A 20527-nucleotide genomic window follows, 5' to 3' on the forward strand; every position below is an offset into this window, starting at 1 on the left:
CTTCCCGACTGGACCCCGGCCTTCGCCGGGGAAGGTGAGGTTGGGCTCAGGTGCGCCATTCCGCGATCAATCCGGCGAACGGGCCTAGGCGCCATTGCTCGACCTCGCCGATCTGCTCCATCACCTGCCACGAGTCCGCATCCTCATGCGCCCACTCCCGCGCCTCGGCCGTGAAGTTGAACACGCACAGCAAGTGCTGCCCGTCCGACTCCCGCTCGAATGCCAGCAGCGTTTCGGACGCTTCGATGAACCGGATCGCCCCCGTCCGCAGCGCTTCGTTCGCCTTGTGCATCGCCAGCAGCCGGCGCGTCAGCGCCAGCATCGACGCCCCGTCCCGCTCCTGCCGGTCGACCGCCAGTGCCGCATGGTCGGGGCCGAAGGGAAGCCATGGTTCGGCCGTCGAGAAGCCAAGCCCCGCCTCCCCCGCCGACCACGGCATCGGCGTGCGTGCCCCGTCGCGGCCGAGGGTCAGCGGCCAGTTGGCGATCGCTTCGGGGTCGCGCAGGCGGTCGAACGGGATGTCGACCTGAGTGAGGCCTAGCTCCTCGCCCTGATAGAGGAAGATGTTACCGCGCAGCGCCGTGAGCAGCAGCATCTTCATCCGCGCGAAGGCAGCCTCATGCCCCGGCGGCGCCCAGCGCGAGACGGCGCGGGGCGCGTCGTGATTCTCGAAGGCCCAGCTCGGCCAGCCCATGCCCGGGCTATCCGGCCAGCGTTCGAGCACGTCACGCACCAGCGCCGGCGTCAGTGCCTTCGCGTAGAGGAAATTGAAGCCGTATGCCGTGTTGAGCCGGTGATCGCCCTGGGTGAAGCTTTGCATCTCGGGCTCGACATTGGGGCCACCGACCTCCGCCACGGTGAAGCGATCCGGATAGCTGTCGGTCAGCGCGCGGACTCTTTCGAGGAACAGCGGGATGTCGGGATGCGACTGATTGTGGATATGGAACTGGAAATCGAACGGGCGCGTGCGGCGGCTGTTGCTGGGCGGGCGCGCGGGATTGTCGCGCAACGCGGGGTCGACCATCGCGCAGCTGATTGCGTCGAGCCGGAAGCCGTCCACCCCGCGATCGAGCCAGAAGCGCGCGACATCGAGCAGCGCGTCCTGCACCGCGGGCAGATGCACGTTGAGCTGCGGCTGGCTGCTCAGGAAATTATGCATGTAATATTGGCCGCGCCGCGCGTCCCACGTCCAGCCGGGGCCGCCGAACACTGACTGCCAGTTGTTGGGCGGCGTGCCGTCCGGCTTGGCATCGGCCCAGACATACCAGTCGTGGCGCGGGTTGGTGCGGTCGGACCGGCTCTCGGCGAACCAGGCATGCTCGTCCGAGGTGTGGGCATAGACCTGATCGACGATCACTTTCAGCCCCAGCGCATGCGCGCGGGCGATCAGCGCGTCGAAATCGGCGAGCGTCCCGAACAACGGATCGACGCCGCAATAATCCGACACGTCGTAGCCGAAATCCTTCATCGGCGACGGGTAGAAGGGCGAGAGCCAGACCGCCTCGACGCCGAGCGACGCGACATGATCGAGGTGCGCGGTGATGCCGGCAAGATCGCCCACGCCGTCGCCGTTCGAATCGGCGAAGCTGCGCGGATAGATCTGGTAGATCGCCGCGCCGCGCCACCATGCGCCCGTCTCGTCCGATCGCGTCACAGCCCCTCCCCTACGGTTTCCGTCCTTTTGCGCGCCGCTTCGGGACGAAAGCAACGGCCGTGCGCAAACGGGGATTGCCGGGACGCCAAGTCACTGACATCCTGACCGGCAGAAAATAAAAAAATATACAGGCAGGGGTGGATAGAGTGACCGGACGGCCGCGCCAGTCCTTGGCCGGACTGTGGAACATTTCGTTCGGATTCTTCGGGATCCAGGTCGCGTTCGGCCTGCAGAACGCGAATGTCAGCCGCATCTTCCAGTCGCTCGGCAGCGATGTCGACAGCCTTGCCCTGTTCTGGATCGCCGGGCCGATCACCGGCCTGATCGTCCAGCCTTTGGTCGGCCATTTCAGCGATCGCACCTGGGGCCGGTTCGGGCGGCGGCGGCCCTATTTCCTGGTCGGAGCGGTGCTCGCCGCGATGGCGCTGACCGGCATGCCGCACGCGCCGGTGCTGATGGCCGCGGTGCTGCTGCTCTGGATGCTCGATGCCTCGATCAATGTGTCGATGGAGCCGTTCCGCGCCTTTGTCGGCGACATGGTCGGGCCGGCGCAGCGCACCATGGGCTATGCCTTCCAGACCGCCTTTATCGGCGCAGGCGCAGTGCTCGGGTCGCTCGCGCCCTTCGCGATCACCGCCATGGGGGCGAGCAATGTCGCGCCGCCGGGCGTGATCCCCGATGCAGTGCGCTATGCCTTTTACCTCGGCGCGGCGGCGATCCTTTCCGCAGTGCTGTGGACCGTGCTCGTCACGCGCGAATATCCGCCCGAGGCGCTGCGCGCGTTCGCCGGGGAGGATGCGACGCCAGCGTCCGACGACGGGAAGGTCGGCAATGCCGTGGCGCAGATCCTGCGCGACATCGTGAACATGCCCGGTGAGATGAAGCGCCTCGCAGTCGTCCAGCTCTTCTCCTGGTCGGCGCTGTTCATCATGTGGGTCTACACCACGCCGGTCGTCACCCGGTACGTCTTCGGATCGACCGACACGGCGTCGAAAGCCTATAATGACGGCGCCGACTGGGTCGGCATCCTCTTCTCGGTCTATAATGGCGTGGCGGTGCCGGCGGCGTTCGTGCTGCCCCTGCTGGTGCGGCGGATCGGCTGCGCCAGGACTCATATGATCTGCCTGCTGATCGGGGCCGGGGGCTTCGCCGCGATGCTCGGCATCCGCGATGCGCAGATGCTGATCCTGCCGATGATCGCGATCGGCATCGCCTGGGCGTCGATCCTGACCATGCCCTATGCGATGCTGGCGAACGCGCTGCCGTCGGGCAAGCTCGGCGTCTATATGGGCATCTTCAACTTCTTCATCGTCCTGCCCCAGCTGTTCATCGCCGTCGTGATGGGACCGGTGATCCACCGTTTCTTCCCGACCGAGCCGATCTGGACGATCGCGATCGCGGCGGTGCTGATGGGGTGTGCTGCGCTGGCGATGCTGCGCCTGAGCGACCGCCCGCAAGAAGCCACCGGAATCCGTGCCGACCCCAATTTGGCGCTTTGACAATCCTATAGGATCGGCGATACGCTCCTCGATAGCGCTACCATCAGCGCGGCCCCGATGACGCCCGAGACGCGGTGCACCGGCCAGGAGAGGAACGTCGCGATGCGCATCACGCGTAGGGATATGGTCGTCGCGCTGAGTGCCGTAGCGGTCACCTGCTCCGCCGGCGTGCTGGCTCAGGCCCAGACGAAGAAGATCATCGGCCCGTCCGTGTGGGACTGGAATGCGATGAAGGTCACCCCGACGGATGTCGGCGAAGTGCGCAGCCTGGGCAATGGGCCGACCGCGACGCTCGACGATCTCGAGATGCACGTGACCACGCTCAAGCCCGGCCAGACATCGCATGCGCCGCACAAGCACCCGAACGAGGAACTGGTGATCATCCGCGAGGGCACGGTCGAGACCTTGTCCGACGGCGTGTGGAAACGGCTCGGGCCGGGATCGGTGATCTTCAACGCGTCCAATTCGCTGCACGGATTGCGTAATGTCGGCACCACCAACACGACCTATCATGTGATCAACTGGACCACCCCGGCGACGCCCAGGAACTGAGCGCCACCGCCAAGGAGAGACACGATGAATCCGATCGACCGCCGTTCGATGCTGACCGGCGCCGGCGTTGCCGGGCTTGCCGCCGCCCTGCCGGGCGACGTGATGGCGCAGGCGCTGAGCGGCAATGCCGTTCCCGAGACGGTCAATACCGGCGCGCCGACCGATCCGCGGCCGAAGCATCACATCAAATTCGCGGTGATCGGGCTCGACCACAACCATATCTATTCGATGACCGCAGCGGTGATCCGCGGCGGGGGCGAGCTGGTCTGGGTCTACGCCACCGACGCGAAGCAGCTCGCCGCTTTCCAGAAGCTCTTTCCGACCGCGAAGCTGGCGCGAAGCGAGGCGGAGATACTGGAGGACAGGTCGATCCAGCTGATCGCGGGCGCGCCGATCCCCGATCTGCGCGCGCCGCTCGGCATCCGGGCGATGAAGGCGGGCAAGGATTATCTGGGCGACAAGCCGGCGATCACCAGCCTGAAGCAACTCGCCGATGTGCGCGCCGCGATCAAGGCAACCGGACGCAAGTTCGCGATCATGTATTCGGAACGGCTGGAAGTGCCGGCCGCGATCAAGGCGGGCGAGCTGATCGAACAGGGCGTTATCGGCCGCGTTGTCCAGACGATCAACATCGCGCCGCACCTGGTGAACCCGGCGAGCCGGCCCGACTGGTTCTGGGACAAGGCGCGTTACGGCGGCATCCTGACCGATATCGGCAGCCACCAGGCCGAGCAGTTCCTGTTCTTCACCAAGAGCAATCGCGCCCAGGTCGTCGGCTCGCAGACCGGCAACATCAACCATCCCGACAAGCCGTTGTTCGAGGATTTCGGCGACATGACGATGAGCGGGAATGGCGGCACCGGCTATCTGCGGGTCGACTGGTTCACGCCCAAGGGGCTCGGCACCTGGGGCGACGGGCGGCTCTTCGTGCTGGGCACCGAGGGCTATATCGAGCTGCGCAAATATGCCGACCCGGCGGGCAAGCCCGGCGGCAACCATCTGTTCGTCGTCGACGGCAAGAGCGCGCGCTATCTGGATTGCAGCAAGGTCTATCTGCCCTTCGGCCCGCAATTCGTGACGGATATCGTCGAGCGCACATCGATCGCGCAGGACCAGGAGCAGGCGCTGCTCGCCGCCGAATTGGTGCTCAAGGCGCAGAAGAACGCAACCCGGCCGATCACGGCCTGACGGGGAGACATTCTCATGACCAAAGGTTTCTCGCGGCGCGACCTGATCAAGACCGGGGCGATTGCCGCGGTCGGCTTTCCGTCGATCGTACCCGCCAGCGTGTTCGGGCAGAATGCGCCGAGCAAGCGCATCAATATCGGCGCGATCGGCGTGGGGCGCATCTCGCGCATCCACGACATGGCCGAGGTCTTCAAGTTCGACGACGCGCATATCGTCGCGGTGTGCGACCTCGACACGCGGCGCGTGCAGCAGGGCATCGAGCTGGTCGACAAGACGTACGGCGAGAAGACGGGCAAGCCCTATTCGGGCACGCGCGGTTACGCCGACTATCACGAACTGCTGGCCAACAAGGACATCGACGCGGTCATCGTCTCGACGCCCGACCACCAGCATGCGCCGAATTCGATCCATGCGGTGCGGGCGGGCAAGGATGTGTACTGCCAGAAGCCGGCATCGCTGACGATCGCCGAGGGGCGGCAGATGGCGGACGCCGTGGCGAAGACCGACCGCATCCTGCAGATCGGATCGCAGCAGCGGTCGCAGGACCCATGGCCGCAATTCCACCGCGCGTGCGAACTGGTGCGCAACGGGCGGATCGGCAAGCTCACGCATGTCGAGATCGGCCTGCCCGGCGACCCTTCCGGGCCCGAAGCGGCGGCGATGCCGATCCCGGCCAATCTCAATTACGACGCCTGGCTCGGGACGACGCCCGAGGTCTATTATACCGAGATCCGGGTGCATCCGCAGGACGGCACGTTCAGCCGGCCGGGCTGGCTGCGCTGCGAGCAGTTCGGCGCGGGCATGATCACCGGCTGGGGCGCGCACCATGTCGACATCGCGCATTGGGGCATGGACACCGAGCATAGCGGCCCGATCGAAATCTGGGGCAAGGCGGAATTCCCCAGGAGCGGGCTGTGGAACGTGCATGGGCCGTTCGAGACCTATGGAAAATATGCGAACGGCGTGGAGATGAAGATTTCCGGCGCCTTGCCCAATGGCGTGAAATTCATCGGCACCGAGGGATCGATCTTCGTCACGCGCACCGGCGGCGGGGTGACCGCGAGCGACCCGGCGATCGCCGCGGCGGGCACGAGCGGGCTGCTGGCGAGCAACCCCAAGATCCTCGACAGCGTGATCGGACCGAACGAGATCCACTTGCCGCGGAGTCCCGAGCAGCATCGCAACTGGATCGATTCGATCAAGACGCGGAAGCCCAACATCTCGCCCGCGGAACTGGGGCACCGGGCCTGCTCGACCTGCCTGCTGCACTGGACCGCGATGCGGACCGGGCGGCGGCTGCACTGGGATCCCAAGGCTGAGCGTTTCATCGGCGACGACGCGGCGAATGCGATGCTGAGCCGGCCGCAGCGCAAGGGTTATGCGATCTGATGTCGCCTCCCTCGTTCGCCCTGAGCTTGTCGAAGGGCTGTTTTTCTGACTGCGGGCGGAAAGAGAAGAACAGTGCTTCGACAAACTCAGCGCGAACGGAGAGATGGTAGCCCAATGAGATTCACGATCGCACTCGCTCCGTTGTTGCTCACAACTGGCGCGCTCGCGCAGGATGCGAAGACCGGAGAGGTGATCGGCCCCAGTTACACCGATGCACCCGAGATGGCGGTCAATCCGAGCCAGCCGATGGGCACGCTGCACGGCTTCGTGATGCTGTCGCAGGACTCCAAGATCTATCCCGGCATCCGGCAGTTGCAGAACGAGACCACGGCGAAACGCGACGCCTTCGGCAACCGGATCGCGGCCAAGGCCGAGCTTCAGTCCGAACCCGCGCCGTATCGGCGCGAGGTGATCGTCTACATCCCGGCCGGCTACAAAGCCGGGACCGAGACGCCGTTCATGGTGGTGCAGGACGGGCGGGATTATGCGACGCGCGTGGCGCTCGCGCTCGACACGCTGATTGCGCAGAAGCGGGTGCCGCCGATGGTCGCGGTAATGATCCAGTCGGGCGGGGGCGATGCGCAGGGCTCCGAGCGGGGGCTGGAATATGACACCGTCTCCGGCCGCTATGCCGAGTTCGTCGAGACGGAGGTGCTGCCGCTGGTAGCGCGCAATTACCGGATCGCTTTCACGAAAGACCCGGAAGGACGCGCGACGATGGGCGCGAGCTCCGGCGCGGCGGCGGCGTTCAGCATGGCGTGGTTCCACCCCGAATGGTATCGTCGGGTGCTGTCCTATTCGGGCACCTTCGTGAACCAGCAGAGCCCGCCCGATCCTGCGACGCCCGAGGGCGCCTGGGACTATCACGCGCACCTGATCCCCGAGAGCCCCAAAAGGCCGATCCGCCTCTGGATGCATGTCGGCGAGAAGGACCTGCACTTCGACGACCCGGAATCGACCTTCCACAACTGGCCGATGGCGAACCAGCGCATGGCCGCGGCGCTGAAGGCGAAGGGCTATGCGTATCATTATGTGTTCGCGAAGGACTCGGTGCATGTCGACCAGCGGGTGGTGGGCCAGACCTTGCCCGGGGCGATCGAATGGCTTTGGCAGGGATATCGGAAATAACGGATCGCGCGCATGAGCGGCGGCGCAGCAATCGGCCTGAACAGATGTTGGGAAATGCGCGGCTCTGCGCCATTCGGCCGAATATTCGTCGAATTTCGCGGGGCACCTGCGAGCAGGGCAGAATCGAGCGGTTCTTGAGGGCTGCGCGCTGAATATTGAAGGGTGCTGTTGGAAGGGCGGATGAGTAGGCGAATCCGGCGATTCGGCCGCACGCGGCAATTGCCGCGATAGTGGTATTTTACTCGCCGAATTATGCGAGGGGTATCGGTTCTTCATGGCGCTTTTCTTCAGGCTGAACTCGAATACTCGCAGCGCTGCGTGCGCCGGGAGGGTCAGGGAGTTCAGCACGAATGGCCGCCGGCTTGAATCGGCACGCGCGCCTTAGCCGCTCTTCGGCAGGAGCGGCCGGAAGAAGGAGCGATCGTAGCGCCGGAAACACCGGTTCTCGGTCGCGAAGGCCATGGCCCTGGCGACATCGGGGTCGGTACTCGCGTCCTTGCGATATTGTTCGTAGGCCGCGAAGCTGGGGAAGCTGAACGTCGCCAGCGCGATATCGCTCGCCCCCTCCGACGGCAGGAAATAGCCGTGATGCGTCCCGCCGAAGCGCGGCAGCAGCTCCAGCCACATCTCGGCATATTGCTCGAACAGGGCAATCCGGTCAGCGTCGAGTTCGTATCGGATATGACAGGTGATCACCGGCGGGCTCCATCATCGTGAGAGGCGGAGCCGGTCATAGACATGCCCGGCGTGTCGATCACGCGCGGACGCTATATGGGCGCGAAAATGGCCGGTGAACGCACCGGCAGCGATCAATCCGGGATCAGCGCGTATCCGCGAAGCTGGAGGTTCGCGAGTGTGGTCAGCGCGGAATCGTCGACCACGACGTCGGGGCTGACCTCGCTTGGATCATAGCCCTGCCCCGCCAGCGCCTGGGCGCAGACATGCACCTGCGCTCCCGCTGCCCTCAGCCGGGCAATGAGCTCCGCATCGGGATTGGTCCGGCCGGGGAAGTGCTTCGCAAAGGCCGTATCGCTCAGCACGATCGAGGTCGCCTCGTGCTGGACGATCGGCACGACCTTGCCGGCGGCGGGGCGGATGCCGTCTTCGCCCAGCAGGTTCAGGAAGCGCGCGACCTTGCTCAGGCTGACATTCTTCGCGCCGTTCGGCGTGGCCCTGGTGATGTTGAACACCACCTTGTAATCGAGTTTCGGGTCGGGCCGGTTGGCGGCGGTCGGGCTCGGCTTCACCCCACCATAGCCCTGGATCACCGGGAAGACGCGGTCCTGCGCCGGCGCTCCGGCGGCGAGAGTCAGTGCGACGAGGCCGGCGAGCAAGGTCCTGTACGGTCCGGTCATGCGTCTCTCCTCATCCGCGGGCTCGGTCGGCAATATCCCATGAGGATAGCAGAGCGCCGCAGAGGCGCCGATGTCGTTGTTCGGCGAGCGTCCAGCGGGGGATTTCCGCTCAGAGCCTTTCACCCACCGAATGCGGCGGCGGAACACGACCGCCGGTTCGGTTGGCGAAACCTTATCGGAATTGCCTGAGCGCGGAAATCAATCGCTGGGGCCGCAAGGGCTTCGAGAGTACCACCGCATAGCCCGCAGCCAGCGCCCGCTCGCGGAGCTGGAGCGAAGGGCCGTCGATCGCGATGATGGCGTGGCCTTCCCAGCCGGTCCGGCGCAATTCTTCCAACAGCGCGAATCCCTCACCATCGGGAAGGCGACAATCCGACACGAGATATTCGGCATCGGCGACGGCAGTGTCAGCAAGGAACAGCATAGCGCAAGAATAGGAGCGCACACTGAAGCCTTCATGGGTCAGAATCAGATGCAGTGTACGGCGCCCATCATCATCCTCCTGAATGAGGACAAGCCTTGGTTCGCGCTTCAGCCCTGTCCTGGAGAGTTCTGGCATAATCCGATCCATTTCGGTCGGATTATCAAGAAAGCCATTGGGCTGTCTTTACGTGTTTCTCCCAGCTAGGAGGCGGCGAGGGCTATAGTTCCTCCAGCAAGCCGGCCGCAAACGCGATCCGGAGCGCCTCCGACAGGCTCCGCACATGCAGCTTGCTCATCAAATTCGCCCGATAGACCTCGACCGTACGAGGCGAGATACCGAGATCATAGGCGATCAGCTTGTTGGGCCTTCCACGCACCAGCCCTCTGAGGACATCCTGTTCGCGCGGCGTCAGGGCCGCGATGCGCACTTCCGCGTCATGCCGAGCCTTCGCCCCGGCCCCCAGCTCGGCCTTGTCGAAAGCGAGCTCGATTGCATTCAGCAAGACGTCCTTTTCGAACGGTTTTTCGATGAAATCGGACGCGCCACCCTTCATTGCCGCGACGGCGGTGCCGATATCGCCGTGCCCCGTCAGCACGATCACCGGCATCTCCGAGCGCCGGGCGTTGAGTTCGGCCTGCACCTCCAGTCCATCCATCTCGGGCATCCGGACGTCGAGCAAGATGCATCCGTGCGGCTGCCCCTCCAGCTGAGCGAGAAATTCGATTCCGGACGCGTAGGTATGCACGTCAAACCCGCACACCCGCAGCATGAAGCTTGCGGCGCTCCGAACGGATTCCTCGTCGTCGACGACATGGATAACCTGAAGGTCTGCGCTCATTCTTCCCTCCCCTTCACGATGGTGAAGTTGAAAATGGTGCCGCCGCCCGGGCGGGTATCCGCCCAGATCCGACCGCCATGCGCCTCGACGATCGTACGGCAGATCGAAAGACCGAGGCCCATGCCGCGCTCCTTCGTGCTGGTGAACGCCTCGAACAGTCGATCCTGAACGACCTGCGCCAGCCCAGGCCCAGTATCCGAGACCGAGACACGCACCATCTGTCGTCCTTCGAGCCTTGTCGAAACGACGATGGTCCGAACCGCACTCTCCGACATCGCTTCGATCGCGTTGCGGATCAGGTTGACCAGCACCTGCTGGATCTGGACCCGGTCGGCCAGCACCAGATCCGCCTCGGGCGCGAGCTCATACTCGGCGCGAACGCCTCGCTCCGTCGCGCCGACCAGGGCGAGGCGGCTCGCCTCGTCGATCAGTTCGGGCAATTTCTCGATGTGCTTCTCGACATCCCCGCGCGACACGAAATCGCGCAATCGCCGCACGATGACTCCGGCGCGCAATGCCTCCTTGGCCGACTGGTTGACGGCCTCACGGAACATCCCCTCGATCCGGTCATTTCGCTCGGCTCGGTCGAGAAGCTCGCGCGCCGCCTCGAGATAGTTCGCGATCGCCGTCAGCGGCTGGTTGAGTTCATGCGCCAGCGTCGATGCCATGGTTCCCATCGCCGAGAGGCGCGAAACGTGGATCAGTTCGGTCTGCAGTTCCTGCAGCTTCAATTCAGCGCGCTGCTGCGCACTCAGATCGCGAATGAAGCCGGTGAAGATACGAAAGCCGTCGGATTCCACGTCTCCCACCGACAGTTCCATGGGGAAATCGGTACCGTCACGTCGACGGCCAACGACAATGCGGCCCATCCCGATCACGCGGCGTTCGCCCGTGGTCAGGTACCTGGAAAGATAGGAATTATGCCGGTCCCGATCGGGCGACGGCATCAGCATCGAAACATTATGGCCGACCACCTCGATTTCCGAATAGCCGAACAGGCGCTCGGCGGCGGCGCTGAACGACTGAATGACGCCGAATTCGTCGATGACCACCATCGGGTCCGGGACGGTCGCAAGAATGGATCGGAGATGCAACGCACTGCGCTCAAGCGCGGCCTCGGCCGCGCGGCGATCGGTAATATCGAGGATGATCTGCCCATATCCGCGCAGCGCTCCATCCGGATCGCGAAGGGCGGTGATCGTCACATCGGCAAGATATTCCGAGCCGTCCTTCCGCCGCAGCCAGGTTTCCTCCTGTATTCCCTGAGTCTCCGCGGCGCGGATGAGATTTGCGGCAGGCTTGTCGCCAGCCACGTCGCGCGGCGTGTAGAGGATAAGTCCGGGCTGACCGATGGCCTCATCAGCGGCCCATCCAGTCAACAAAACCGCACCACGATTCCATGTCTTGATCGCGCCGTGCGTGTCCAGGAGAAACATTGCCCGATCGACCGCACTCTCGGCAAATAGCGCGAGCGACGTGTCGTCTTTAATGGTGCGGCGCAGCATTCACCCCCCGGGACAATTCCTATTTTTCTACGGCACATCGTCCGTGTATCAACAATATGCCTATTAAGTAGATTCCCCTAGCTTCAGCCCTCCCCTGTTTCCGACGCCCCTTGTCCCACCTGACCATGAGCATTGATCTTCATGTTGCATGACTCGAAGGGCAGTACAATCTCTGGGCATCAGTAGTGCCACATTCTGCGAAGAATCCTCCTTATTCAGTTCTACATTTTTCTTCACCGATATGGACGTCCTTTACATCCAAATTGGACACGATCTATTCGGAAAGACTATGATCATTGAAAACGGTGGCGGAATTCCGATTGCAGGCGTCGAACTCATGTTGGAATCCGACTGTCGCTCCGGTCGGTCAGCGTCAGGCGGCCCAGCGCGACCGATGTTCGGCCACCGGCTCGGCCTCGTGCAGATGCAAATAGAGGGGCGAGAAATCGGCAAAGGCTTCGAGCCGTTTCCAGTCGGTGCTGCCGTAACGATGGCCGCTGCGCGTCACGAGGCCCTGCTCGGTGAGCGAGCGCAGCACCCGGTTGAGGTGAACCGCGGTCAGCCCGCGCGCATCGCCGATCTGTTCCTGAGTCATCGGCAATTCGAAACTGTCGCCGCCGGGCAATCCGGCGCGCACCGTCCGCAAGGCGAATTCGCAGAACAGATGCGCGACCCGGACGATCGCGCCGTGGCCCATGTCCGGTTCGGCGACGCGGTCGACATACGACCATAGCCGGTGCGCGTTGACCGAGGTCAGGCCGCCCCCTCGTCGCCCGCACAGCCCGGTCGAACGCAGCGGTCCGCTGCGGACCCTTGACGCTCCCCGCCGACGCGCCCACGCCGCCGCTTCCAGCACCTAACCTTAAAGCCAGGCCTGCCGGTGTATCTGCGGCCACCCTTCGAGTGATTGATTTTAAATGCGATTTCCTAGCCTGTTCAGCCGATCGTCCAATGACATGGCGATCGATCTCGGGACCGCCAATACCGTCGTCTATCTGCGCGACCGGGGCATCGTGCTCAACGAGCCCTCCGTCGTCGCCATCGAAACGCTGAACGGGGTCCAGCGCGTGCGCGCGGTGGGCGCCGAGGCGAAGCTGATGATGGGCAAGACGCCCGACACGCTCCGCACGATCCGGCCGATGCGCGACGGGGTGATCGCCGACATCGATGTCGCCGAGCAGATGATCAAGCATTTCATCGACAAGGCGCATGGCGGGAAGAGCCGGTTGCCGCGCCACCCCGAGGTGGCGATCTGCATCCCTTCGGGCGCGACCCCGGTCGAGCGCCGTGCGATCCGCCAGGCAGCGGAGAATGCCGGCGCGCGGAAGGTGCATCTGATCGAGGAGCCGATGGCGGCGGCGATCGGCGCGGGGCTGCCCGTCACCGAGCCGATCGGGGCGATGGTGGTCGATATCGGCGGCGGCACGACCGAAGTCGCGGTGCTGTCGCTGCGCGGGCTTGCCTACAGCACCTCGGCGCGGGTCGGCGGCGACCGGATGGACGATGCGATCGCCTCCTATATCCGGCGCAAGCACAACCTCATGATCGGCGAATCCACCGCCGAGCGGGTCAAGATCGAGATCGGCATGGCGAGCGAGGAAGCCGCCTCGAACAGCCTGATCATGCGGGTGAAGGGGCGCGACCTGGTCGCCGGCGTGCCCAAGGAAGTCGAGGTCACCCAGGCGGAGATCGCCGGATCGCTCGCCGACCTGGTCGGCCAGGTGGTCGAGACCGTGCTCGGTGCGCTCGAGCGGACCGAGCCGGAACTGGCCGCCGATCTCTACGACCAGGGCATCGTGATGACCGGGGGCGGATCGCTGTTGTCGGGGATCGACGAAGCGCTGGCCAAGGCCACCGGGCTGCCGGTGATCGTTGCCGACAATGCGCTGATCTGCGTGGCGATGGGCGCCGGGCGGGCGCTGGAGGACCCGGTTTATAGTGGGGTGATGACGACGGCCTGAAACCGGGCGCGGCTTAGCTGCACCAAAGCTCCATCCTGACCAAATGCGGTTTCGGACAATTCTTTTTCGGCACCGGCATGGCGGTGCCGGGTCTCCATAGACCAAGCCGATGCTGGATGTTGGGCATCTCGGAATCGTTGACCGACAATGGATTGCCGTCGGCGTACCGGGTGGCGCTGCGGAAGCGGATCACCTGTTTATAGGTATAGGCCCTGGTGAGCCGGTTGACCGTGATCCAATAGCCGAAGGGCGCGTTCCCGGTTGGCTCAGCTGAGATCACGGCGCCTTCAAGCGGGCCGTCGGTTACGAAGCGAACATCTTCGTTGTTGTTCCGCCCGGTCAGGTTTCCGTAGATCGACCGGAACCGATCACGGGATCGATCATAGGCCAGAATCTGCGTGGCCACGCGCTGGTTGCCATTGGCGCTGTGAAGACTGGCAAGTTGCACAAGCAGCAGCGCCCGCCCGCCACGGGGTGTCACGACCTGAGCCTTGCCCAGGAAATGGGGTTGCGAGAAGAGGTCTTCACCCTCAGACGGGCGCAGTATTCGTTGCAGATCGGGGGAACAGGATCGCCCACCGTCGTTACTGATGCACAATGCGACGGCACCCGGCGCTTTGCCCCCTTCCCGGAGCGAATCGTCGAACTCCGGACCCTGAACGGCCGTGAAGCGCCATGCCGAACGCGTGACGAATGGCCCGGACAGATCAATCGCCGCAATCTCGCGCAGCTTCGGCGTCGCCGCGCCCCCAATGCTTGAGGTCCATATCAGAACGAGAACGGCTGACCGGGCTAAGCGAATGGACATGGCGTGACCTGCCTGCAGGAGTGTTCAACTCGGGTCGTTCGGCTTCGCGTGGCGCGGTAGGTTCAGCCCGCCGGCACCCGGTGCAGCCCGCATAATTTATTGCCGTCGGGATCGCGCAGATAGGCGAGGTAGAGCTTGCCGAAGCCGCCTTCGCGGATGCCGGGCGGGTTCTCGATCGGGGTGCCGCCATGCGCGATACCGGCCTGGTGCCAGGACTCGGCTTCCTCGGGGCTGGCCAACGCGAAGCCGATGGTGCCGCCATTCGCGTGGCAGGCATCCGCGCCGTCGATCGGTTTGGTCACCATGAAGATGCCGCCCTTGTGCAGATAGATCAGGCGGCCGCGATCATCCTCAATGGCGGGCTTGCCGCCGATCGCGTCGAAAATGGCGTCGTAGAAGGTTTTGGAGCGGGCAATATCGTTGCTGCCGACCATCATGTGACTGAACATCGTGTCTCTCCCCTTTTTTGGACCCTCGCCCGGCGGCGGGGGCGCGTCAAGACGGTCAGCCGGGTTGATCCACACGCAGCAAAATCGCGCCGGAAATCCTTTCGACATAGTTTTTGTAAAAAGCACTTGACTCGGACCTGACTCTTTTGACATATTATTTGTCGAAAGGAGGCGCCGTGCGCTTACGCGAACTCATCGACCGGACCGGAGTGGCCGAACGCCAGATCCGGTATCTGATCTCGGAGGGCTTCATCCCCGGCCCCAGCGGCGGGCGAGCGAAGGCCGATTATGGCGAGGAGCATGTGGGCGGCATCCGCCGCTACATGCGGCTGCGCGAGCTGGGCTTTCCGCCCGCGGCGATCAAGCTGCTGCTCGACGCACGGGAGGGCACGCCCTTCCCCATCGTCCCCGGGATCACCCTGCTGGTCAGCCCCGACATGGTGGCGAGCGGCGCGCCGGTCGAACCCCTGATCCGCGAGATCGAAACGCTTTTGACGAGAATCCTGAAGGAGGCCGACCATGACCACGACCGCGCAACCGATGATTGATCCGCTCGGCGTGTTCATGCAGCGCCTCCATCAGCGCAGCGACGCGCGCCCGATTCCGCTGGTCTCGACCAGCTTCGATATCGCGATTGCCGCCGGCCTCGCGACCGTCACCACGACGCGCCTGTTCCGCAATGCCGAGGCCGTCGCGATCGAGGCGATCATGACGTTCCCCATGCCGGTGCATGCCGCCCTGTTCGGGCTGGAAACGCGGATCGACGGCCGCGTTCTGCAGGCGAGTGCGCAGCGGCGCGACGCGGCACGCGAGACTTATGAGGACGCCATCCAGCAGGGCAAGGCGGCGGTATTGCACGAGGAAGTGCTGCGCGGCATCCATATGCTGTCGGTCGCCAATCTGCGGCCGGGCGGAGAGGTGGAGATCGTCACGCGCTGGGCCGCGACGCTCGCCTTTGTCGAGGGCAATGGGCAGTTGCGCATCCCGCTGACCGCGGGTGACGTCTATGGCTGGTCGGGCCTGGCCGATACCGACGAGCTGGTGACCGACGGCAGGACCGGGCAACGCGCGCAGTTACGCATCCGCAATGCCGATGGGCCAGTGACGGTGGCCGGCGTGCGGCTGATCGACGGACAGGCGGAGATCGGGCTCGACCGGCCAATCGATATCGCCGTGCCAGGCTGGGCCGCAGCGTCGCTGGTCAGTCGCGCCGCCGATGGCCGCCGGGTCGAGCTGACCGTCACCCCTGCCCCGGCCGGTGCGACGCGCGCGGCGATCGCGGTGCTGGTCGACGTGTCGGGATCGATGGGCGAGCGCTTCACCAGCGCGCGCACGCTGATGACGAACCACAGCGCGGCCAAGGCCGTGGTGCGCGATGTCGCGGCGGCACTGGCTGAGGGTGATGCGCTCGACCTGTGGGAGTTCAGCACTGCCGTGCGGCAGGTCGGCGCGCTGTCGCGTTTCGACGGCGGGTCGATCGACGGCCTGCTCGACAAGGTGTCGAGCCCGGGCGGCGGCACCGAGACAGGACGGGCAGTCGAGACGGTGGCGGCGGGGTCCGACACGCGCGACATCCTGCTGATCACTGACGGCAAGAGCCATGCGCTCGATGTGCAGAAGCTGGCCGGGCTTGGCCGGCGGGTGAGCGTGCTGCTGATCGGCGAGGACAGCCTGGAGGCGAATGTCGGTCACCTCGCGGCGCTGACCGGGGGTGAGCTGTTCATTGCCGCCGAGACCAATCTCGCGAGCGTCGCCCGGGCGATGATCGCGGCGATCCGCACGCCCTATCTGCAACCCGAGCCGATCGCCGGGCAGCCCGAGACGTTGCTGGCGCGGCGTGGCGGCGTGACGATCGCGGCGCGCTGGACCGATGCGGCAGCGCCGGCCGACCCCGTGGCGGGCGTGAGCGCGGTGGCGGCGGCATTGGCCATGACGGCGATGGGCACGGAGCGTGCGGCGGCACTGGCTGAAGCGGAAGGGCTGGTGACTCATCTGACCAGCCTGGTGTTGGTCGATGAGGCGGGCAGCGTCCAGGAAGGCGTCCCGTCGATCCGCAAGATCGCGCTGGAAGCGCCGGCGGTCGCGGGCGCGATGCTGGCCATGAGAGCGCCGCTCGATCGTTCAGCCAGGGCTGGCGGCGCCGCCAAGATGACCCGGAGCCATGGCAGGAGCAATGCCGTGGTGGAGGAGGTCCGGCGCAGGCGCGTTATGCCCGGTGCGGATGCCATGGCCGCCGCGCCGGCGGTGCCGCCTCCCGACCATGGAGCTACGCGCATCCTGGCGTTTCTGCAGATTCTCGCGAGAAGCATCGACTGGAGCGAGCATGGGCCGTCGCTCGCGGCGGGGGATATCTCCGGGCTTCCACCGGCCCTTGCCCGCCAGATCGAGCCAGTGGCAACGCGCCTGCTCCGGTCCCGCGCCGATGCGCTCGGGATCGATACGCGGCTGTTGACGGTCGCGCTCGCTGCCCGGATCGCGGGCGAGACCGACCGGGCGGCGATGCGGGTCGCGCGGATGCTGCTTGGCCGCTTGCCGAAAGAGGCGGTCGATGCGCTGCTGCGGGAGTTGGGGATGCAGCCCTGACCGCCGATTTCAGGCGGGTTGGGCGGCGGCCGGATCGGGGCGGAGCTCGGCGCGGGCCTGGCCGATGATCTGGGCCCCGCCCCACAGGCCGAGCCCCGCCATGATCGCGGCGACGATCAGGTCAGGCCAGGCGGTACCGGTGCCGAATACGCCGAGCGCGGCGAGCATCACGGCGAGGTTGCCGATCGCGTCGTTGCGCGAGCAGATCCACACCGAACGCATGTTCGCGTCGCCGGTGCGGTAGCGGTAGAGCAGCGCGGCAACCGCGGCGTTGGCGATCAGGGCGACGAAGCCGACCACGCCCATCACCTCGGCTTTGGGCGTGGCGCCATGGAAGGCAGCCCAGAGCGTCGCGGTGAGCACGGCCAGGCCGAACGCGACAATCGTGCCGCCCTTGACCAGCGCAGCCCGGGCGCGCCAGGCGAGTGCCATGCCGGCGACGCCGAGGCTGATCGCGTAATTGGCGGCATCACCCAGGAAATCGAGCGCGTCGGCCTGAAGCGCGCGCGAGCCGCCGGCGACGCCAGCGCCCATCTCGCCGACGAACATCGCGACATTGACCGCAAGCGCGATCCACAGGATGCGGCGCCAGCGCGGATCGTTGGTCGGTTTCGTCTCGCGCGCGCAGCTGGTGCAGGCCATCGGCATTCCCTCGACAGGTTCGGAGTCGGACGGGCATATGCACCCTGTAGCAACTACAGGGTCAAGCCATGGCGACGGCATTCACGATCGGGCATCTGGCGAAGGCCACCGGCACCAAGGTGGAGACGGTGCGCTATTATGAGCGGATCGGGCTGCTCGCCGCGCCGGGCCGGACCGAGGGCAATTACCGCGCATACGGGACCGAGGCGCTGTCGCAACTGAGCTTCATCCGCCGGGCGCGCGACCTGGGCTTCTCGATCGACCAGGTGCGCGACCTGCTCGACCTGGCGGGCCAGGCGCAGCGCGACTGCGGGTCAGTCGATGCGATGGCGACCGGGCATCTCGCCGAGATCGACCGCAAGCTGGCCGACCTGACCGCGCTGCGCCGGGAATTGAGCACGCTGATTTCGTCATGCCGGGGCGGGACCATTTCCGACTGTCGAATCCTCGAGGCGCTGGCGCCGCGCGCGGGGTGAGTCAGATCATCGGCAGGCTGCGGGGTTTGCGCCCCAGCGGGAAAGCGGCATCGAGCCGGGCGAACGCCGCTTCGTCGAGAAGGAGGTCGCCCGCGCCGGCATTGTCGATGGCGTGGTCGGGCGAGGAGGCCTTGGGAATGACGAAGGCATGGCGGGCGAGCGCGGCCAGCGCGACCTGACGGACGCTCGCACCGTGCGCGGCGGCGATCTCGGCGAGGACGCGACCGCCCGGGCTCGACGGCGCGGGGAAGTCGCCGCTGCCGAACGGGCTGTAGCCGACCACGGCGACGTCGTTCCGGTCGCACCACGGGATCACCGCATGTTCGATGGCGCGTTCGTCCAGATGATAGAGAACCTGGTTGCAGGCGATCCGGCCCGAACCGGCGATGGCCAGCGCCTCATCGAGATCTTCCTCGTCGAAATTGCTGACGCCCCAGGAGAGGATCTTGCCATGCTGCACGAGCTGCTCGAAGCCGGCGATGGTCTCCTCGAGCGGATAGCTGCCGCGCCAGTGGAGCAGATAGCAATCGAGCCGGTCAGTGCCGAGGCGCGCCAGCGAGCGCTCGCACGCGACGATCGTGCCGGCGCGCGAGGCGTTGTGCGGCAGGACCTTGGAGACGAGGAAGACCTCGTCGCGGCGACCGGCAATCGCTTGTCCGACGATCGGTTCGGCATCGCCGTACATCTCGGCGGTGTCGATGTGAGTCATGCCGGCGTCGAGGCCGCGACGCAGCGCCGAGACGGAGGAGGCGCGGTTGCGCTCGTCCATGCGCCAGCTGCCCTGGCCGATGATCGCGACGTCGCGCGCGGTGCTGCCGAAGGGGCGGAAGCGCATGGTCAGGCGAGCGCCTGCTCGATCCAGGCGACGATCTGCTGCGTCGGCATCACGCCCGAGGTGCGGGCGATCTCGCGGCCCTTGCGGAGCATGATCATGCTGGGGATGCCCTGGATGCGATAACGCGCGGCGATGGCGGGCTCGGCCTCGGTATCGAGCTTGGCGAGCCGCACCTTCGGCTCGAGCCGCGCTGCCGCCGCTTCGAAGGCGGGGGTCATCATGCGGCACGGGCCGCACCAGGCCGCCCAGAAATCGATGACGACGGGCAGGTCGCCCTGCACCGCGTGCCGGTCGAAGGTCGCAGACGTCAGATCGACCGGCTTGCCCGCAAAAAGCGGCCGGTGGCAATTGCCGCAGGACGGGTTCTGATCGAGCCGGGCGCGCGGTACGCGGTTGAGCGCGCCATCATGCGGGCAGGCGACAAGCAGGGTTTCTGTACTGGCCTCGGCCATGCGCTTCTCCTTGCCGTGCCAACCCTGCGGCGCCCACCCGGTTCCCCGATCAGCCGGTCAGGGCAGCCGTGACGGCGAGCATCGGCGGGGTGAAGGCGAGCGGCCGCATCAAGGCCACCGAGAGCGTGATGGCGCCGAAGCCCCAATAATAAGCGGGATGGATCTTGCCGCGCGTGACCAGATCATAGGTCACTGCCACGCCGATATAGACAAGCATGACCAGCCAGATCGACCAGATGATCCAGGTGCCCAGCAATGGCAGCGGGAGCAGCCGGCCAACGCCCGGCGTCATGATCTGGATCGCGGCGCAGAGCATCAGCCGGCGATGCCAGTCAGTGCGGTAGCGCATGCGCGCGCCCGCCCAGGTGAGGCCGGCAAAGACCAGCACGGTCAGCCAGTCCATCACCAGGAAGACATTGGTCTCGAAAAAGGGCGGGATGCGGTGGTGAATCGCCGCCAGCGTGTTCACGCTGACCGCGACCAGCACCATCCAGCCGACATAGACGGCAGCGAACCGGCCGAGCCGGCGGTGCAGCGCGAGATTGTCGCGATAGACGAGCAGGTTCTGCACCACATAGATGCCGAGCCAGCCCATGAAGGTGATGCCATGGACATGCACCCACCAGGGCGAGGCGAAGCTCGACCGGCCGGCAGCAAGCTGGAGCGTGAAGCCCGCGACCACCGTCGCCGAAATCGCCAGCGCCATGATGAGGAAGAAACCACGGTCCCTGACGACCGCATCCGGCCTGACGCCGCCTGCCATTGTTGCCATATCGCCTGCCCCCAAAC

General features: G+C 65.6%; 22 protein-coding genes. 9 read left to right on the plus strand and 13 right to left on the minus strand.

Annotated features, from left to right (window positions below):
* Window positions 1-46: 46 nt before the first annotated feature.
* Window positions 47-1654 (minus strand): alpha-glucosidase family protein, encoded by a 1608-nt coding sequence (locus WC729_RS06895; protein WP_372850880.1) that lies wholly within the window; start codon window positions 1652-1654, stop codon window positions 47-49.
* Window positions 1655-1800: 146 nt separating this feature from the next.
* On the opposite strand from WC729_RS06895, the gene WC729_RS06900 reads away from it, so the two are divergent.
* The 5 genes from WC729_RS06900 (at window position 1801) to WC729_RS06920 (ending at window position 7410) form a co-directional block, all read left to right on the plus strand.
* Complete coding sequence (locus WC729_RS06900) at window positions 1801-3153, plus strand: MFS transporter (RefSeq protein WP_372850882.1); 1353 nt, start codon at window positions 1801-1803, stop codon at window positions 3151-3153.
* A 102-nt stretch (window positions 3154-3255) separates the two neighbouring features.
* On the plus strand, window positions 3256-3705 hold the full coding sequence (locus WC729_RS06905; protein WP_372850884.1) for a cupin domain-containing protein: 450 nt from the start codon (window positions 3256-3258) through the stop codon (window positions 3703-3705).
* Between the two features lie 24 nt (window positions 3706-3729).
* Window positions 3730-4893: a Gfo/Idh/MocA family protein gene (locus WC729_RS06910; RefSeq protein ID WP_372850886.1), complete on the plus strand. Its 1164-nt coding sequence runs from the start codon at window positions 3730-3732 to the stop codon at window positions 4891-4893.
* 15 nt (window positions 4894-4908) lie between these two features.
* Complete coding sequence (locus WC729_RS06915) at window positions 4909-6282, plus strand: Gfo/Idh/MocA family protein (RefSeq protein ID WP_372850888.1); 1374 nt, start codon at window positions 4909-4911, stop codon at window positions 6280-6282.
* Between the two features lie 114 nt (window positions 6283-6396).
* Window positions 6397-7410 carry an alpha/beta hydrolase gene (locus WC729_RS06920; RefSeq protein WP_372850890.1) on the plus strand — a complete coding sequence of 338 codons (1014 nt, stop codon included), beginning with the start codon at window positions 6397-6399 and terminating at the stop codon, window positions 7408-7410.
* A gap of 381 nt (window positions 7411-7791) precedes the next feature.
* Here WC729_RS06920 and WC729_RS06925 read toward each other — a convergent pair whose 3' ends face one another.
* The 6 genes from WC729_RS06925 to WC729_RS06950 all read right to left on the minus strand — a co-directional run bounded on the left by WC729_RS06925 (window position 7792) and on the right by WC729_RS06950 (window position 12229).
* Window positions 7792-8106 (minus strand): NIPSNAP family protein, encoded by a 315-nt coding sequence (locus WC729_RS06925; protein ID WP_372850892.1) that lies wholly within the window; start codon window positions 8104-8106, stop codon window positions 7792-7794.
* A gap of 113 nt (window positions 8107-8219) precedes the next feature.
* Window positions 8220-8765 (minus strand): DsrE family protein, encoded by a 546-nt coding sequence (locus WC729_RS06930; protein WP_372850894.1) that lies wholly within the window; start codon window positions 8763-8765, stop codon window positions 8220-8222.
* Between the two features lie 172 nt (window positions 8766-8937).
* Entirely contained in the window at window positions 8938-9336 is a 399-nt protein-coding gene (locus WC729_RS06935; RefSeq protein WP_372850896.1) for a response regulator, read from the minus strand.
* Between the two features lie 70 nt (window positions 9337-9406).
* The gene (locus WC729_RS06940) at window positions 9407-10027 is read right to left on the minus strand and encodes a response regulator transcription factor (RefSeq protein WP_372850898.1); all 621 of its coding nucleotides are present in this window, start codon (window positions 10025-10027) and stop codon (window positions 9407-9409) included.
* Entirely contained in the window at window positions 10024-11532 is a 1509-nt protein-coding gene (locus WC729_RS06945) for a PAS domain S-box protein (RefSeq protein ID WP_372850900.1), read from the minus strand. The genes WC729_RS06940 and WC729_RS06945 overlap by 4 nt, the downstream gene beginning before the upstream one ends.
* 373 nt (window positions 11533-11905) lie before the next feature.
* The gene (locus WC729_RS06950) at window positions 11906-12229 is read right to left on the minus strand and encodes a Crp/Fnr family transcriptional regulator (protein WP_372850902.1); all 324 of its coding nucleotides are present in this window, start codon (window positions 12227-12229) and stop codon (window positions 11906-11908) included.
* Window positions 12230-12449: 220 nt separating this feature from the next.
* Here WC729_RS06950 and WC729_RS06955 point away from each other — a divergent pair, with 220 nt between their 5' ends.
* A complete protein-coding gene (locus WC729_RS06955; protein WP_372850904.1) occupies window positions 12450-13493 on the plus strand; it encodes a rod shape-determining protein in 1044 nt (347 codons plus the stop codon).
* Window positions 13494-13506: 13 nt separating this feature from the next.
* Here WC729_RS06955 and WC729_RS06960 read toward each other — a convergent pair whose 3' ends face one another.
* Together WC729_RS06960 and WC729_RS06965 are read right to left on the minus strand one after the other, a co-directional pair.
* Window positions 13507-14301, minus strand: coding sequence for a hypothetical protein (locus WC729_RS06960; protein ID WP_372850906.1), 795 nt, complete (start codon window positions 14299-14301; stop codon window positions 13507-13509).
* Window positions 14302-14363: 62 nt separating this feature from the next.
* Window positions 14364-14750: a VOC family protein gene (locus WC729_RS06965; protein WP_372850908.1), complete on the minus strand. Its 387-nt coding sequence runs from the start codon at window positions 14748-14750 to the stop codon at window positions 14364-14366.
* Window positions 14751-14926: 176 nt separating this feature from the next.
* Here WC729_RS06965 and WC729_RS06970 point away from each other — a divergent pair, with 176 nt between their 5' ends.
* Together WC729_RS06970 and WC729_RS06975 are read left to right on the plus strand one after the other, a co-directional pair.
* Window positions 14927-15298: a MerR family transcriptional regulator gene (locus WC729_RS06970; RefSeq protein ID WP_372850910.1), complete on the plus strand. Its 372-nt coding sequence runs from the start codon at window positions 14927-14929 to the stop codon at window positions 15296-15298.
* Window positions 15270-17333, plus strand: coding sequence for a VIT domain-containing protein (locus WC729_RS06975; RefSeq protein ID WP_372850912.1), 2064 nt, complete (start codon window positions 15270-15272; stop codon window positions 17331-17333). Before WC729_RS06970 ends, WC729_RS06975 begins: the two co-directional genes overlap by 29 nt.
* A gap of 9 nt (window positions 17334-17342) precedes the next feature.
* On the opposite strand, the gene WC729_RS06980 is transcribed toward WC729_RS06975, so the two are convergent.
* A complete protein-coding gene (locus tag WC729_RS06980; protein WP_372850914.1) occupies window positions 17343-17975 on the minus strand; it encodes a cation transporter in 633 nt (210 codons plus the stop codon).
* A gap of 68 nt (window positions 17976-18043) precedes the next feature.
* On the opposite strand from WC729_RS06980, the gene WC729_RS06985 reads away from it, so the two are divergent.
* Window positions 18044-18451 carry a helix-turn-helix domain-containing protein gene (locus tag WC729_RS06985; RefSeq protein ID WP_372850916.1) on the plus strand — a complete coding sequence of 136 codons (408 nt, stop codon included), beginning with the start codon at window positions 18044-18046 and terminating at the stop codon, window positions 18449-18451.
* Between the two features lies 1 nt (window position 18452).
* On the opposite strand, the gene WC729_RS06990 is transcribed toward WC729_RS06985, so the two are convergent.
* Genes WC729_RS06990 through WC729_RS07000 form a run of 3 tightly spaced genes read right to left on the minus strand, consistent with a single transcriptional unit; the run spans window position 18453 to window position 20510 of the window.
* On the minus strand, window positions 18453-19286 hold the full coding sequence (locus tag WC729_RS06990; RefSeq protein WP_372850918.1) for an aldo/keto reductase: 834 nt from the start codon (window positions 19284-19286) through the stop codon (window positions 18453-18455).
* 2 nt (window positions 19287-19288) lie between these two features.
* The gene (trxC, locus tag WC729_RS06995) at window positions 19289-19738 is read right to left on the minus strand and encodes a thioredoxin TrxC (protein ID WP_372850920.1); all 450 of its coding nucleotides are present in this window, start codon (window positions 19736-19738) and stop codon (window positions 19289-19291) included.
* Window positions 19739-19787: 49 nt separating this feature from the next.
* Window positions 19788-20510 carry a hypothetical protein gene (locus WC729_RS07000; protein WP_372850922.1) on the minus strand — a complete coding sequence of 241 codons (723 nt, stop codon included), beginning with the start codon at window positions 20508-20510 and terminating at the stop codon, window positions 19788-19790.
* Between the last annotated feature and the right edge of the window lie 17 nt (window positions 20511-20527).

The organism is Sphingomonas sp. (assembly GCF_041661825.1).
Taxonomy (GTDB): domain Bacteria; phylum Pseudomonadota; class Alphaproteobacteria; order Sphingomonadales; family Sphingomonadaceae; genus Sphingomonas.